This is a genomic window from Pantoea sp. SYBGC1 (assembly GCF_057197005.1).
In genome coordinates this window covers 209,704-225,308 of record NZ_JBXUNM010000005.1, presented here as the reverse complement: position 1 = coordinate 225,308, position 15,605 = coordinate 209,704, and the positions used below count along the sequence as shown (strand labels likewise).

Below are 15,605 nucleotides of genomic sequence, written 5' to 3'. Positions count from 1 at the left end.
GCCTGCCGGTGTTTTTTTGCTGTTATGATGAGGCTCTGCCCATTTCAGGATGAAATCATGAGCCGTTCGCTGACGACCCTTTTGCGTTACAAATTATGGATTGATGAGCTGACCCTACAGGCGATTGCTTGCATTGACGCCGGTAAGTTTGCAGAGAAACGTCATCTGGCAGTGCGCCTGATGAATCATGTATTCGTCGTGGATACCATTTTCAAAGCCAACCTCACTGGCCAGCCGCATGGCTTTACCGCCCTGAACACCCCGGACACGCCCGCAATTGACACGTTGATACGCGAGATGTCCGCGACCACCCGCTGGTATCTGGCGCACGTGGCTACCCTGACCGAAGCCGACCTGGCGGAAACCCTTCATTTTCGATTTGTAGACGGCGGAACAGGCGAAATGCAGGCTGAAGAGATGCTCCATCACATGCTGTTTCACGGTACCTACCATCGTGGTGCGGTGGGCGGACTGTTATCAGCAAGCGGCGTCACGCCGCCTAAGGATGTGCTGTCGGTGTTTTTGCGCGATCACGCAAAACAGCCCTGATTGTCAGAACCTGGCACGGATACGTGCCTGATTAACAGACTCACTGGACGAGGAGACATGTGTGATTTCAACCGAGAATGCTGAGCACTACACCTGGGGGGATCACTGCGATGGCTGGTACCTGCTGAACCGGACGGATTTAATGATCATCCATGAAAAAATGCCCGCGGGCACAGCTGAAGTGCGTCATTATCACGCCCTTTCCCGTCAGTTCTTTTTTGTTCTGGAGGGGACACTGACCATGGCGCTGGAAGACCAGGAGGTTACCCTCAGCGCGCGGCAAGGCATTGAGATTGCCCCGGACAGGATGCATCAGGCGCGTAATGACAGCGACGTTGCCACCGAATTTCTGGTGATATCACACCCGACTCCACGCGGCGATCGCTTTGATGCAGCGCCTCAACACCTAAATATTCAGGAGGCGTAAACATGACCGATCTGGCTACCCTGCAGGCAAAATACCCGCGCGCATTACACTGGGCATTTGGCGACTCACCGGCCCTTGCCGATACGCTGGCTGCACTGATTGCCCAGGGAAAGAAAACAGCAACCTGCGGCTCGCTTGCAGCCTTTGAACAGGATGCTGACGCCCCCGCGCCGGGCCGTTACTGCATTGTTCTCGATGGGCAGAATCAACCCACCTGCGTGATCCGGATTGTATGCCTGACATTAATGCGCTTCTGCGATGTCACGGCAGACTTTGCGCGCAAAGAAGGCGAAGGCGATTTGAGTCTCGCGTACTGGCGCCGGGAGCATCAGCGCTTTTTTGCGTGTACCGGCACATTTGATGAGCGCATGGAGCTGGTGGCAGAAGAGTTCGAGCTGATTGAGGTGTTATCACGCTGAACCTGCACAGCAGATCCGCTTTGGCCTGTCTGCTTTGTGTACAAGCAGATTGGTCAGCTTAAAATACGTTTTCCGTGTTTGACTTAAGCCTGTGGGAGTTTTGATATGCTGGCCACGTGCCAGCGTCTCTTACAGACTGAGTTTAACGGGGCTTTTTGCCACTCAGATGGCAACCTCCGGCACTATGACGCATCGGCCTAATCGTCTGGAAGAGCTAACGTATTTCAGCCAGCATGCCAATGTCAGGCTGCGTAAGGTATGCTGGTTTAGCTGACACCTTGGAACCTTGAAGTCATTGATAGAGTTATTGAAAAGGGCGTGGAAAGCGAAAGGCAAATTCTGTTGGGATTATCAGACATCCTTTAGGCGCAACTGAATCACAACCTAACAATGCTGTTACACGCGTTTATACAATCCGATCAGCATCAGACAGAGCAATGATCTATAGAAGATAGCTTTAGTTGATGTTGTAATGCATTGACAAAATTTCTGCTACAAGCGATGAAGTATATTTTAAGCATGAATTTTCCCAATTAATAGTAAGATTAGTGAACACAATAAGCTTGTAATCGCATGTTTTGACTAAAACACTTCAATGATTGTTGCTAAGATTTAATCAGGTAATTATAAGCTATGCTCCTCAGCTATATGATTTTGCCATTCTTTCTATCTTAAGGTTTAACAATATTTATTACATTGGTCATATCCATGGCAGAAACCTTAGGGCAATTGCATATTACCCCTAAAAGTGATACTTGGTTGAGTAAAACTTGAATGATTTTTAGGCTGATTGTCACTCATATGGTTTCATGTGAATTTCCACTTCCCTCTGATTCTAAAGGTCTGATAATCCTAAGCTTAAGCTAACTAAATCGTCTATCTTTTCCTTTATACGTCTGAGAAAAGACTGCATAGCACTGGCCCGCACGGCGTTCTCTTGTATGAATATACAAAAAAAGTAGGTTAACTTTCATCCTCAGTGCATGCCTATGCATTGAAGCGTCGCAACTATTGTGGCCACTATGAAGCAGAGGTACATAGAACGCCATTCAAACCTTTATCAGCTTAATCGGTCACATTGAAGGAATTTCGGGAATTTTTATTTTTTAATCAATGGGATAAGGAAAATTAACATGAATTTTATCTTGCTTAAGCTATCGACTTTAAGAAGATTTTGAGTAAATGTTCGGTATAATATCTTTTCAAACCAAAAAGAATGAGTCTAAATTTTGAAAGCGATTGATTTGTTTGCAGGTGCAGGAGGGTTCTCGCTTGCTGCTTTCAAGGCAGGTATAGAGGTTCAGGCTGCGATCGAACTGGATAAGCAAGCTACAGAAACCTATTATGCTAACCTCGTTGAAAGATACCATGTACCGACGCAAGTTTTTTCACAAGATATCAATGACTTTGATATTGATGCATTAATGAAGTTCCAAGGATTAAGGCAGGGAGAACTTGACATTTTGTTGGGTGGTCCTCCTTGCCAAGGTTTTTCGTCGCACCGTATTAATGATGCTGGAAAAGGCGATCCACGAAATGACTTGTTGTTAAGATATTTCGATTTTGTTAAAAATTTACGACCTAAAGCTTTCCTAGTAGAAAATGTGCCGGGACTATTATGGTCTCGACACGCCGAATATTTGGATAAATTCATGTCTCTAATAAAAGAACATGAATATACCGTGCCAGGTGGGTGCCCTGTCATTCTTAATGCACGAGATTACGGTGTCCCTCAAAATCGCAAACGCGCTTTTATTCTTGCTGTGCGCAATGATATCAGCACGGAGAGCTTGATTTGGCCGCCTTTAGCCACTAACCATAAAAGTGGTACAAATCCCTGGATGACCGCTTCAACAGTATTTGAACGTCCGTCAGAAACAGTACTGGAAACGTTCAAAAAACGATTAGCTGAAAAATACAATCTTACCCCTGAGGAATCAGATCGATGTGTATCGGAACTTCAGTGGGGCGAGCCGTTAAAAAAAGAAGATCCTTGTAATATTAAGATGAAGCATTCTCCTAAGATGACTGCACTTTTTACACAGACCCCACTTCTTGGTGACAGACAAGAGTCAGGTCGACAGCTTGCATGTCATGCTGTTCACAATGGTCATAAAGATGTGTATGGGAGGCTATATCCTCATATACCATCAAATACTATAACAACAGGTTGTTATAACCCATCTAAGGGTCGTTTTGTACATCCTTGGCTACCGCACGGCATATCTTTAAGACATGCCGCACGTCTCCAGACGTTTCCGGATGACTTCATTTTCAAAGGTGGTTCAATTGCTATTGCTTGTCAGATTGGTAATGCCGTTCCTATCAAATTAGGCAAAGTGCTCCTGCAGGCCATTAAAGAATTTCTGGTAAGTCAGGAAGATCCAATTTCATTACAAGCGAATTTAAGAACTTCTATCCAGGAGGAATGTAAATTATGACAAGGCATGTCACTTTTAAAACCCGCGCAAGGACCATTGATCATTTAGGCCGCGAGCAAATTGCCGATTGCCCGACTGCTATATCGGAACTTTGGAAGAATGCTTATGATGCATATGCGCAAGATGTTAGTTTACATATTTTTGATGGTGATGTCCCAGTAGCAGCTTTATTGGATGATGGCCATGGCATGAACCGCAATGAATTTGAGTCTAAATGGCTTACTGTCGGTACGGAATCCAAAACAAATGGATTTACTATTCCGGAAAAGGATCGTAATGGTTTATCCGTACGCCCTAAGCAAGGGCAGAAAGGTATTGGCAGGCTATCATCCGCTGCCCTAGGTCCGCTGTTGCTGCTGGTGTCAAAACGTGAAAATCAGAATTATGTTGCCGCACTCATTGACTGGCGTTTGTTTGAAAATCCTTATCTTTATCTCAATGACATCCGAATTCCAGTCCGAGAATTTGATCACAAAAATCAGCTTTCAGAGGTACTGCCTCTGCTTTTCGATCAGTTGATGGGAAATATTTGGGGAGAGTCGGATGATACTGCACGCAATATTCGCCTTAGCGATGCTTGGCAGGCTTTTAGCGAACAAGAAAAGCTCGATGGTTTAGAACGCACTACACAGCAGCAAATTGAAAAAACACTAATAAGTGCTGTGTTCCAAGAAAATCATTTTAATCAATGGTCTGTTTGGACAGGTAGATCTACCCATGGCACAGCTATGTTTATCGCCGATATTCAGTATGACCTAGTCATACAACTTTCAAGCGTCCCATTAAATCAAGCGGACGATACGGAAAAAAATACCCGTGAACGATTTTTTCAAACGCTATCGAATTTTACAGATCCTTTTGCAGATAAAACTGAATCATCTATAAATGATTTTACTTATCGTGCAATTAGCTGGTCTGGTAATATAGCTCGGGAAATAATTGGTCCGATGCGAGAGTTTGATTTAAATGATCTTGAAGATTTAGAACACATTATCGAAGGATATGTAGATGAAGAAGGCTATTTTCGTGGACGGGTGAAAGTCTTTGGCAATTGGATTGAAGACTATATCATTAAACCACGTCAAGCCTATAAGACCCGAAAAGATAGTGCATTTGGTTCATTCCATCTTCGGTTAGGCACATATGAATTAAACAAACATTCATCCTCCCTCAATGATATACAGCACGCACATTTCACTGCTCAGTCAGAAAAATATGGCGGTTTGCGTATCTACCGGGATGGATTACGTGTAATGCCCTATGGCCGAGTTGACAGCGATTACTTTTCAATTGAAGAACGCCGCTCTAAAAATGCAGGTCGATATTTCTGGTCTAATCGCAAAATGTTTGGGCGCATAGCAATTACTCGCGACAACAATCCCAATCTTAAAGATAAAGCAGGTCGAGAAGGTTTTATTGAGAATCGTGCATCAAAGCTTTTTAGAGAAATAGTAGAAAAAATAATGTTGGATTCTGCTGACACTCATTTTGGTAGTAGAGCTAAAACTCGACAGTTTGCTATTGAAGATATTCGAGATACAAAAGCGCAATTAAAAGCAGAGGAAGACCGTAGCAAATTACTTAGTAAAGAGCGTAAACGAATTCGCCTAGCAATGAATAGAAATTTCCATGACTTAATTGGAATGGTGGATTCATTATCTGAGTTTCAAAAAAACCTTGCTGGTCGTTTGAGCCTAAATGCGATAGAGGAATTACAATCCCTTAAATTGGCAACCGATGAGTATTCTGAAAGAATTCAAGGATATTCATTGAGCCCTGTGCCAACAAGCCTTGGACGCTTAGAAGAAGATTATCGAGCTTACCGTAAAGAAGAGTTAAGGTGTAAACAAATAATTCGTGAAGTAACATTCGCTGTCAATCAGGCAATAACTGCATCTGCACAGAAAACTGATTATGAAAAGGCTCACGAAATATACCGTAGTAAGCTTGCTATTATTAACAACTCAATAACACGGTACGCTATACGAGGCAAGGAAATGCTTGCTCGTCAGCAAGGTGAGTTCGATGAGCTAGTCCGGCATTGTCGAGAGCAGTTCAAACTTAGCATAGATGAGTGTTTAGAAGATCTTAAACTTAATAAGACAACGCTCGCAGCAGTTTTGAATCGTTTGGATTCAGAACATCAACGGATAGATATTGAAAACGTTCAGAAACTTTCTCCGTATATTACAGCATTAGAGAGAATCAACGAGCAGATTGATTTGGAAAGTCTAGCTATACACAGTATGAATGAAACTACCCGCCATCGTGATGAGGTAGCAAGATTACATTCTCTTGCTCAGTTGGGCATTACTGTCGAAATTATTGGTCATGAACTTGATGGACTTGATCAGGAACTGACATACTCGCTCAAATCTCTTGAGAAGGAGCCTCTATTACCTATTCAACAAAACCACGTTACCCGAGCTCTACAAAGTCAAAGCACACTAATGGAAAAACTCCGATTTCTCTCGCCGCTTAAGCTTTCAGGTAAAAAGGAAATTGTGACCATAAGTGGGGAAGATATTGAAAAATATGTGACTAATTATTTTTCTGCGCAGCTTGCTGCATGTAAGGTTCAGCTAAAATTTACTCATACATTTAGACAGCTTACGTTAATAGAACTTCCTGCCCGAATATACCCTGTGTTTATCAACCTCCTTAATAATGCGTTCTTCTGGGTACAAAAAACGGATGACCCCTGTCCAGTCATTACTTTGGACTGCAGAGGAAATGAAGTATGGATTAGTGATAATGGACCTGGCGTGGACATTGATGATCTTAATCATCTATTTACTTTGTTCTTTACCCGCCGTCAAAAAGGGGGGCGCGGTGTAGGCCTGTATTTATGCAAGCAAAATCTTAAGGCAGGAGGTCATAATATTCGTTATGAAAGTAAATCTATAAATGGAGTAGATAAAGGAGCCCATTTTGTCATGACTTTTAAAGGATTGAAAAATGCTTGAAGTGACAAATAAATATTCAGATCTTATAAAAGAAGCTTTTATTACGCCAATTCGTAATGTTACTGTTATTGACGATGAATACCCAACTTTGCTGTCGCTGATAGAGGAGGATAGCGATAGTGCGCGAGCCATAAGAGTTAAAAACACTGAAAATGTTGCACGCCTGAAAAAAATTATTGCAATGTGCCATTCCCGTTATCGCTGGAGTATAGATGTGTTTGATGGTAAGACACCTGCTCTTGGCGGCGAAGATAGTGTTCCTCCTCATATTCATCATAGCGATCTTATCGTACTAGACTATCATTTAGATGGTAATGGCCCATCCGATGATGGATATCGTGCACGAAACATTATCAAATCTTTAGATAAAAACAATCACTACAATCTAACTATTGTACACACGAAAGGCTTTTCAGATAACATTGAAAAAGTATTCACAGATATTCTTAGCGATTTTATTGTCATCGATCCGGCGCACACTTTATGGCCAGCTGACTCAATAAAAGAAAGTTTAGATGATTGGCTAGATCTTAACGAGGATGGGAAAAGTCATCGCTGGATAACTGACAATATCTCATTACTAGAAATATTTAAAATTTGCACCTCTGATTCTCCAGAAAGATACTTAGCACCTCGTAGTCCACTATGCCCACTTCATAATTTTGCAGATGATATTCAATTATTTGCGCGCGAAATAAGAATTAAAGAAATTGACTTAGTCCGATGGCGACTGGCTGAACAGCTAAAAAATTATAATATTCACCCAAAAGATAATACGCGTTCTGATCTAAAATGGTATTGGGATAAAAATACAAATTATATTAGTACTGGAAAAATATTTATTTCTGTTATAAGGAAGAGCGATGTAGAACCTGAAGAAGAATTGATAGGTTCACTGAGTGAAGCTCTCATCCATCATAATGCTTCACCTATGCAACTTTTGATGGCAAAAATGCGTTATGAACTCGATGAACGTGGCATTGAACAGGCCTCAGAGATCATCAGTAATCGCTATGCGCAAGCAGGATGGCTTTTTCATCTATTGCAAAACGGGAAGAATGATTTTGCACATGACAAAGCTGTCAACCTTCACTGGGAGCAATTAGCGAACGCATCGCGAGAGGAACTGCGCCGTTTTTCAAAACGTATACTTGATGCTGCTCAGAACATGTATCCTTCAGAAGAAAAAAAATTTGTCGAATATTTTTTTAAAGAATGTATTAGCAATAAGGAATTAGCATTAGGCCACTTAAACGCCTATTCCTGCTCAATGCCCATCCGTAATAGCCATCTTGTTACAGGTACTATTATTGAAATAGAAAGTGAAACTTGGGTATGTTTGAGTCCTGCCTGTGATTTAGTTCCCGGCCAAAAAAACTCTCAGTGGCAATCGCGAATTGGTTCAAACTACTTGGTATTTAAAGCTATTCGCTTTATTCCAGTTAAGCTGACTACAGCGAACGAAAAAGCGAACTTGAATGAATATATTTATCTGAATATTGATGGTCATCCTACTGCTTTCTGGATTGGTAGCGATAATCCTCATTGGGATACTTTTTATGCTGCCGATCTTGGACGCTTTGCTGAAGGTTTTTCCCTAAACCTGCTTTCTCCAAGGATCATTGAGCAGGACACAATGCCATCGCTCAGCATGAAATCTTTGCACGCTAAGGCAATTTCAGAACTACGTTATGAATATGCGTTGAACCTTTTACATAAATTCGGCGTTTCTCAAACACGTATTGGGCTAGATTTTTTAGATAAAAATAGCATGTGGCCTTAATTATCTAATTATACTTACCTAGGACATCGCTCTGCTATTTACGATGTCCTTTAATAATAAACTCTCATTATTTAATATATCTAAAAACTCAGTGCCTGATGCTTCCTATATCTCAAAAATCATAAGCAATAATAATAACAACTAAAAAACAAAAACTGAGAATATTATAAAGTATATTCCCTCTATGTAATAAAACTTTTTTTTGAAGATATAATATGAAAAATAATAGGGTCAAATAAAAGGATGCAGGATATTTATCTATATTTTAATGGGCTCTCGAAACATCACGAAATTATAAGCGTCTGTGATGCCGTTTTGCGTATGTTGCACTTGATGAGCAGGGTTATGATCAGCTGGATCGTCCATTCTACAGGTCAGCAAGCAGCGGTTTATCGTGACCCTCTCTATCAATAGGCTTGCAGCCACATTTGCGAATGGCGGTACGATTGGATTTAAACTTTCAAGCTCACATGAAGTGTATGTTTGGCATGCCGCGTGCGTAGTTAATGGCGCAAAATCTGCCTAATTAAACCCGCACGTTCGTCTGGGTGGTGAATGCATTGCGTCTCTGCAAAACCCAGTGGGTAATAAGTTTTGCGGATTTTCAACTCCTGTCGCCTAGTCTGCGGTGCCTTGCCGTAGCACCACGCTGCGACAGAGGGCAGTGAATTATGCCCATTAACATTTTTCCTGCACATGCGTGATAGCGTTGCCTGGTTTAAAGGACAGAGACAGGAACATCTGAACAAACCTTTATTATTTCTCGCACATCAGATGAAATTTCCTGACCGTTCAAAAGCTGATTCCGCGCTGGCACATATTATAAGTTAAAACTGGCAAGGGTTTTGTTATGCTGCAGTCAGTCAGACGTCCCACAAACTGCGGGTTTACAGGCCGATAATGGCCTCGATCTCAACGAGGAGATCCGGTGAGAACAGGCGACTGACCTCCACCAGCGAACTGGCGGGTAGGTGATCGCCGTAGTGCTGATAAAGCACGGTGCGCAATGCGCTAATTTCGTTGAAAGAGGTAACGAAGATAGTGACTTTAATCAGCGCGGAAAGATCGGTGCCTTCAGCGCGCGCAATGTACCGGATTTGCCGGAATATCTCTTCAGCCTGCATGGCGATACCCTGATGCTGTGCCGGGGTGCCAAACGCTGTCAGCCCTGAGACATAAAGCGTTTCGCCATGCTTTACGGCGTGAACGTAAGGCGCGCTAACCTCACCGAGCCTGGGGTAGGTTTTTCTTATGACTTCACGCATGTCGTTATCTCCGTATCAGAACACTGATTGCCTTTTCGCGTGCCGTGTTGCGCTGTCGCTGCTTTAGATGCTCAGCGCGCCGCTCCCTGTGTATCCAGCAAGGCATAGCCCTGATTTTGCAGCGTGGTCAGGGTCGTCAGCGCCGACGGCGTACGAATGACGGGGCTTGCCACCCAGCTGGGATCGTAGTGATGCCAGGCCAGGGCCTGACTGCACAGCGTGACTTTTACCCCGGCGGCATCCAGCGCCCTGATCAGACCCAGGTTCGGGTTGGCGGTGTTGAACAATTTCCGGTAATGCGGCTCATCCAGCAGGGCCTGTGTCGCGCCGCCGTTCACCGCTACCACGGCCTCCACCTGACTGGCAGGCACGCCCGCCCGGGCATAGAGATTGATGACGCGGGCCACTTCATTCAGCGCGGGATTAAGCTCTGAGGGGTGACTGGCAGCATCACTGACTTTAAACACCAGCTTATAACGCCGGGTGCTGTCAGGCTGAAAAGCCGCATCCGGCGTGGCGAAAACAGCGCCGTAGCCTGCAATGCGCGGCGTCTGCTCGCTGGCGGATGTCTCTGCGCTGGCAGGCAGTGCTGTCCCTGACGCAACAAGTAAAAGAAGAGAAGACACAATCGGTCGTAGCATGAGTGCTCCGGGTTTAAAGGCAGGCAGCAGGTCTGCCAGCATACCGCTAAAAGCCGCGGCACAAACCGGCAGAGCTGTTTTTAAGACAAATGCACCGCACAGGCCTTGTTTAGATCCGCGCAGCAAATCGTGCGGTGGCCGCTAGATATTCGCACGTTTTTTTATTCCCGCTCCATAATTCTGTTGACCATAAACGGAGCCCGACAATGAAAAATCCAACCCTGCTACAGGCATTTCACTGGTATTACCCGGAAGGCGGCAAACTCTGGCCTGAACTGGCAGAGCGCGCAGCACACATGAGCGAATCCGGCATCAATATGATCTGGCTGCCCCCTGCGTATAAAGGTGCAGCCGGCGGCAGTTCAGTGGGCTATGACAGTTATGATCTTTTTGACCTGGGCGAGTTTGACCAGAAAGGCACGGTTGCTACCAAGTACGGCGACAAAGCACAGCTGCACGCAGCCATTGATGCGCTCAAGCAGCAGCATATTGCTGTGCTGCTGGACGTGGTGGTCAACCACAAAATGGGGGCGGATGAGAAAGAGCGTATTCTCGTTAACCGGGTGGATGAGCAGGATCGCTCGCAGATCCATGAAGAGGTGGTAGAGTGCGAGGCCTGGACGCGCTACACCTTTCCGGTGCGTGCCGGCAAATATTCGGAGTTTGTCTGGGATTACAAATGCTTCAGCGGTGTGGATCATATCGAGAATCCCGATGAAGACGGCGTGTTCAAGATTGTCAACGACTACACCGGTGAAGGCTGGAACGACCAGGTGGATAACGAGCTCGGTAATTTTGATTATCTTATGGGCTCAAACATCGATTTTCGCAACCGCTCTGCCACCGAAGAGATCAAATACTGGGCGCGCTGGGTCATGGAGACCACCGGGTGCGACGGGTTTCGTCTGGATGCCGTGAAGCACATCCCGGCCTGGTTCTATAAAGAGTGGATCGAGCACGTGCAGGAGGTCTCAGAGCAGCCGCTGTTTATCGTGGCGGAATACTGGTCCTTTGAGCTCGACAAGCTGCAGCAGTACATCCATCAGGTCGAAGGCAAAACCATGCTGTTTGACGCGCCCCTGCACATGAAATTCCATGAGGCCTCGAAACAGGGCAGCAGCTATGACATGCGTCAGATCTTTTCCGGTACGCTGGTGGAAGCCGATCCGTTCCATGCGGTGACCATTGTGGCTAACCACGACACGCAACCGCTGCAGTCGCTAGAAGCGCCGGTGGAAGCCTGGTTCAAGCCGCTGGCGTATGCCCTGATCCTGTTGCGTGAAAACGGCGTGCCGTGTGTGTTCTACCCTGATCTGTACGGCGCGTCGTATGAAGATACCGGCAGCGATGGCGAGATGCACAAGGTCGATATGCCGGTCATTGATAAACTCGATCAGCTCATGATCGCGCGCCAGCGCTTTGCGCACGGCGTACAGACCCTCTATTTTGATCATCCCAACTGCATCGCCTTCAGCCGCAGCGGCACAGAGGAGCAGCCGGGCTGTGTGGTGGTGATGTCCAATGGCGATAACGGAGAGAAAACCCTTTCGCTGGGCGAACATTACGCCAACAAAACCTGGCGTGACTTCCTGGGCAACCGTGAAGAAACCCTGACCACCAATGAGCAGGGTGAAGCCACCTTTACCTGTAACGGCGGCAGCGTCAGCGTATGGGTCATTGAATAAACCCGCTCTGGGGGCTGCGCGTGAATTACGCCAGCCCCTGTTTTGTATCTGCACCGGAATGCGTGCTTCAGGAGGCCAATGTGACCCCGCGCAATACCGTACTGGTATTTGATGTTAACGAAACCCTGCTGGATTTAACCTCGCTGGCCCCTTTTTTTCAGGAGACGTTTGGTCATGCGCAGGTAATGCGCCAGTGGTTTGCCGAACAGATCCTCTACTCCCAGACGCTTACGCTGAGCCATCGCTATGTGCCGTTTGGCGAGCTGGCGGTTGCCGTGCTGAACATGGTCGCCAGAATACACCACCTGACGCTGACTGCCGCACAGATTGATACCTTTAAACGCCTTATGGCTACCCTGCCGCCGCATGCTGATGCACAGCCCGCGCTGGACATGCTCTCCGAAGCAGGTTTCCGGATGGTGACGTTCACCAACTCCTCCAGTGAAGCAGGAAAACGCGTGCTGGCACAATCAGGACTGGACCGTTATTTTGAGCAGCAGTTTTCCGTGGAGGCCAGCAGGTGCTTTAAACCGGCTGCGGCAGCCTACCGCTGCGTGGCCGATCAGCTTAAGCAGGAGCCCGCCCGGCTCAGAATCATTGCAACCCATACCTGGGATATTATTGGTGCCATGGGGTGTGGCTGGAAAGGTGCCCTGCTTACCCGACCCGGGAATGCGCCGCTGGATCTGGGCGAACAGCCCGATATCATCGGCCCCACTCTGCAGGCCCTTGCAGAGAGGATCGTCATGCAGGACAGTTAAGGCACCGGCAAGCGCCGGTCAGGGTAATGCCGCTGGCGTTCAGGCGGCCAGCGGCAGCATACTTACATGATGCCTGCGACAGATTTTGCCAGCTGGGCTTCCAGAACAGGTTTAGCCTCTTCAAACTTGAGGTTGACCTTGTTGGCGTTTGACACCACACGCGTCTGGTACTTCATGCGGTTACCCTCTTCACTGCTGGTCTGCAGCTTGATGCCTGAGGTGCCCTGGCGCAGGGCAGCAATGTGATCGGTGGTCACGGCTTTTTTGCTGCGCTCAGAAATCTGCAGATCGGTCACCATGGTGTAGTTCACATCTTCCACCAGCGCATCCGCTGCCATGCCTGCCAGTCCGGCCGCCAGGCCCACGCCTAACATCGCGCCACCGGAATTACTGTTATAGGCGGTGATACCCGCGCCCAGTGCGGCACCGGCCACTGCGCCCTCATAACCTGTGGACAGGAAACCCTGAGCCTGACGCAGATCCATTTTTTCCGCTTTCAGCACGTTTGCCTGAATCCAGTAGTACGCCGCATCAGGAGATGAGGTCACAGTGTACCCTTTAGCCTGCAGATCCCGCGCCAGCAGCGTCTGAAGATCGCTCATGTCTTTGTCTGAGGTATTACGCACCTGCAGATACACGGTTTTCTCACTGGACGGCTCAAGCCAGACGGTCTGACTCATCTGGGTTTTGACGTCGAGGTTGCGCTTTTTAATGGCGGTGGTCATGGCACTACAGCCGGACAGCACGAGGCAGGAGGCTACAACGGCCGCCAGAAGGGGTTTACGCTTGATCATTTACTGCTCCCTGAGAAAAACTGCGGCGCACGCTTGCCCGCAGCACACCCGCATCATCAGACAGCGCCCGATGATGCACTAAGGTGGCAAGTGACATATCGGCAAAGCATGAGAAAAATTTACATTTTTCTGCATGCCGGGTTTAAAAAGGCCAGATGATTTTAAAAATCGGGATTTCAGGAGAAATTGATTTCGATCAAAACACGGGCAGTTTGAGAGTGGAAAATTACGCGTTTTGGTACGTTCCCGGGCAGCGCCGTGGCTGCCCGGAAGATAGCCTGGTCAGCCGGGACGGTGTCAGGCAAGGCGGAAAGTGGAGACCGAACGGGTCAGGTACTGCACCTGCTCTTCGAGCGAAGCGGACGCCGCGGCGGACTCCTGCACCAGTGCGGAGTTCTGCTGCGTCACGGCATCCATTTCCGTGACCGCTTTTTCAATCTGTTCAATGCCGCGACTCTGTTCTCCGGAGGCGGTGGAGATATGCTCCATCAGCAGATTGATGCGGCTCACTGATGAAATGATGGCACTCATCGCCTCACCGGTGCGGCTGACCTGCTCTGAACCGGTGTGAATAATTGACACGGACTCCGCAATCAGGGTTTCAATCTCTTTGGCGGCGAGCGCACTGCGCTGTGCGAGATTGCGCACTTCACCTGCCACGACCGCAAATCCCCTGCCCTGCTCACCTGCCCGGGCCGCTTCCACGGCAGCATTGAGCGCAAGAATATTGGTCTGGAAAGCAATGCCGTTAATCACCGAGATGATCTCTTCAATTTTCCTTGAGCTGGCGTTGATGAGATCCATAGAGATAACGACGTCACGCGACACGGTTTCACCGGTTTCGGCATTCTTCACCGCCTCGCCGGTCAGGCGACAGGCTTCAAACACGTTATCGGTATTCTGCTTAACCGTGGCGCCCAGCTCTTCCATGCTGGCCGCCGTTTCTGTCAGCGCTGCTGCCTGCTGTTCGGTTCGCGAGGCCAAATCGATATTGCCGGCCGCAATTTCACTGGACGCCGTTGACACCGTGTGTGCTGAGTCGCGCACCTGACGAATAATGGTGGTTAACGCGCCGCGCATAGACTCCAGCGATCGCATCAGGCTCTGGATTTCACTGCGCGATGCGGCGGTTGCCGGCACAACGCGATCAAGCTCGCCTGCGGCGATCAGGTCACAGTGATGCGTCGCCGCATTAAGCGGCGCTAAGACAAAGCGGTGCATCAGCAGTGAAATCACGATGATCACACCCACAAACAGCGCACCAAAGAGAATAAGCAGCAGCAGGCCTGAGGTGAAATGGCTCTGCGCATCTTCATTGAGCTGACGCGCGTACGCTTCGTGCTGAGCCAGCACCTTATCCAGCACTTTTTCATACTGCCTGTCGAGGCCCACCACCACCGGGATCTGCGCTTTGAAGCGCGCCTGATCGCGCGCTTCCGCTGCGGCAATCAGGGGAGTGATACCGTTATCTCTGTAGGCCAGATAGGCCTGCTTATAGGCATCAGCATTCATTGCTTCTCCGGGCAGACGGGGGGCGTCCATGTATGCCTGAAACGCCGCATCGGCTTTAACCGCCACGGCTTTAACACTGTCGAGCGACGCCACCGCCGTATCGTTGTCCTCGACGGCTTCCATATACTCCATTACCCGCACGCGTAATGTACGGCTGTGGTTGATAGGATCAATCACCGAAAGCACCACGCGGATTTCTTTATTAACGGCGTTTAACGACGCATTACTGCGCACCAGCAGCCAGCTGCTGAGGATAACGCTGGCGAGGAACAGCATCAGCATAGTGAGGAACACAATCAGGGAGGACTTTTTCAGCGACATAACTAACTTCCGGTTGTAAAGGAGAGTTAGTTATATCGGCC

Annotated in this window: 12 protein-coding genes; 8 read left to right on the top strand and 4 right to left on the bottom strand. The window is 47.5% G+C overall.

The window, feature by feature from the left end:
- The first annotated feature begins 57 nt into the window (after positions 1-57).
- From AC2CF9_RS11555 to AC2CF9_RS11530, 6 genes are all read left to right on the top strand, one after another.
- Positions 58-549 (top strand): DinB family protein, encoded by a 492-nt coding sequence (locus AC2CF9_RS11555; RefSeq protein WP_416340598.1) that lies wholly within the window; start codon positions 58-60, stop codon positions 547-549.
- 61 nt (positions 550-610) lie between these two features.
- Positions 611-976: a cupin domain-containing protein gene (locus AC2CF9_RS11550; protein WP_484557064.1), complete on the top strand. Its 366-nt coding sequence runs from the start codon at positions 611-613 to the stop codon at positions 974-976.
- A 2-nt stretch (positions 977-978) separates the two neighbouring features.
- The gene (locus tag AC2CF9_RS11545; RefSeq protein WP_484557063.1) at positions 979-1,395 is read left to right on the top strand and encodes an ASCH domain-containing protein; all 417 of its coding nucleotides are present in this window, start codon (positions 979-981) and stop codon (positions 1,393-1,395) included.
- A gap of 1,229 nt (positions 1,396-2,624) precedes the next feature.
- Complete coding sequence (locus AC2CF9_RS11540; protein ID WP_484557062.1) at positions 2,625-3,836, top strand: DNA cytosine methyltransferase; 1,212 nt, start codon at positions 2,625-2,627, stop codon at positions 3,834-3,836.
- Positions 3,833-6,802 (top strand): ATP-binding protein, encoded by a 2,970-nt coding sequence (locus tag AC2CF9_RS11535; RefSeq protein WP_484557061.1) that lies wholly within the window; start codon positions 3,833-3,835, stop codon positions 6,800-6,802. The genes AC2CF9_RS11540 and AC2CF9_RS11535 overlap by 4 nt, the downstream gene beginning before the upstream one ends.
- Positions 6,795-8,585, top strand: coding sequence for a response regulator receiver domain (locus AC2CF9_RS11530; protein ID WP_484557060.1), 1,791 nt, complete (start codon positions 6,795-6,797; stop codon positions 8,583-8,585). The genes AC2CF9_RS11535 and AC2CF9_RS11530 overlap by 8 nt, the downstream gene beginning before the upstream one ends.
- A gap of 887 nt (positions 8,586-9,472) precedes the next feature.
- Here AC2CF9_RS11530 and AC2CF9_RS11525 read toward each other — a convergent pair.
- Positions 9,473-9,850, bottom strand: a complete 378-nt coding sequence (locus AC2CF9_RS11525; RefSeq protein WP_484557059.1) for a RidA family protein — start codon at positions 9,848-9,850, stop codon at positions 9,473-9,475.
- Between the two features lie 71 nt (positions 9,851-9,921).
- Positions 9,922-10,491 (bottom strand): DsrE family protein, encoded by a 570-nt coding sequence (locus AC2CF9_RS11520; protein ID WP_484557058.1) that lies wholly within the window; start codon positions 10,489-10,491, stop codon positions 9,922-9,924.
- Between the two features lie 206 nt (positions 10,492-10,697).
- On the opposite strand from AC2CF9_RS11520, the gene amyA reads away from it, so the two are divergent.
- Together amyA and AC2CF9_RS11510 are read left to right on the top strand one after the other, a co-directional pair.
- Entirely contained in the window at positions 10,698-12,176 is a 1,479-nt protein-coding gene (gene amyA / locus AC2CF9_RS11515) for an alpha-amylase (protein WP_484557057.1), read from the top strand.
- 80 nt (positions 12,177-12,256) lie between these two features.
- Positions 12,257-12,937: a haloacid dehalogenase type II gene (locus AC2CF9_RS11510; RefSeq protein ID WP_484557056.1), complete on the top strand. Its 681-nt coding sequence runs from the start codon at positions 12,257-12,259 to the stop codon at positions 12,935-12,937.
- 62 nt (positions 12,938-12,999) lie between these two features.
- Here AC2CF9_RS11510 and traT read toward each other — a convergent pair whose 3' ends face one another.
- Both traT and AC2CF9_RS11500 read right to left on the bottom strand, forming a co-directional pair.
- A complete protein-coding gene (gene traT / locus AC2CF9_RS11505; protein WP_484557055.1) occupies positions 13,000-13,731 on the bottom strand; it encodes a complement resistance protein TraT in 732 nt (243 codons plus the stop codon).
- Between the two features lie 297 nt (positions 13,732-14,028).
- Positions 14,029-15,564: a methyl-accepting chemotaxis protein gene (locus AC2CF9_RS11500; protein WP_484557054.1), complete on the bottom strand. Its 1,536-nt coding sequence runs from the start codon at positions 15,562-15,564 to the stop codon at positions 14,029-14,031.
- Between the last annotated feature and the right edge of the window lie 41 nt (positions 15,565-15,605).

Bases quoted from the DNA above. Each gene is read 5' to 3' on its own strand.
- AC2CF9_RS11500 (WP_484557054.1), bottom strand. From the start codon at position 15,564: ATGTCGCTGAAAAAGTCCTCCCTGATTGTGTTCCTCACTATGCTGATG.
- AC2CF9_RS11530 (WP_484557060.1), top strand. From the start codon at position 6,795: ATGCTTGAAGTGACAAATAAATATTCAGATCTTATAAAAGAAGCTTTT.
- AC2CF9_RS11535 (WP_484557061.1), top strand. From the start codon at position 3,833: ATGACAAGGCATGTCACTTTTAAAACCCGCGCAAGGACCATTGATCAT.
- traT (WP_484557055.1), bottom strand. From the start codon at position 13,731: ATGATCAAGCGTAAACCCCTTCTGGCGGCCGTTGTAGCCTCCTGCCTC.
- AC2CF9_RS11520 (WP_484557058.1), bottom strand. From the start codon at position 10,491: ATGCTACGACCGATTGTGTCTTCTCTTCTTTTACTTGTTGCGTCAGGG.
- AC2CF9_RS11525 (WP_484557059.1), bottom strand. From the start codon at position 9,850: ATGCGTGAAGTCATAAGAAAAACCTACCCCAGGCTCGGTGAGGTTAGC.
- amyA (WP_484557057.1), top strand. From the start codon at position 10,698: ATGAAAAATCCAACCCTGCTACAGGCATTTCACTGGTATTACCCGGAA.
- AC2CF9_RS11545 (WP_484557063.1), top strand. From the start codon at position 979: ATGACCGATCTGGCTACCCTGCAGGCAAAATACCCGCGCGCATTACAC.
- AC2CF9_RS11555 (WP_416340598.1), top strand. From the start codon at position 58: ATGAGCCGTTCGCTGACGACCCTTTTGCGTTACAAATTATGGATTGAT.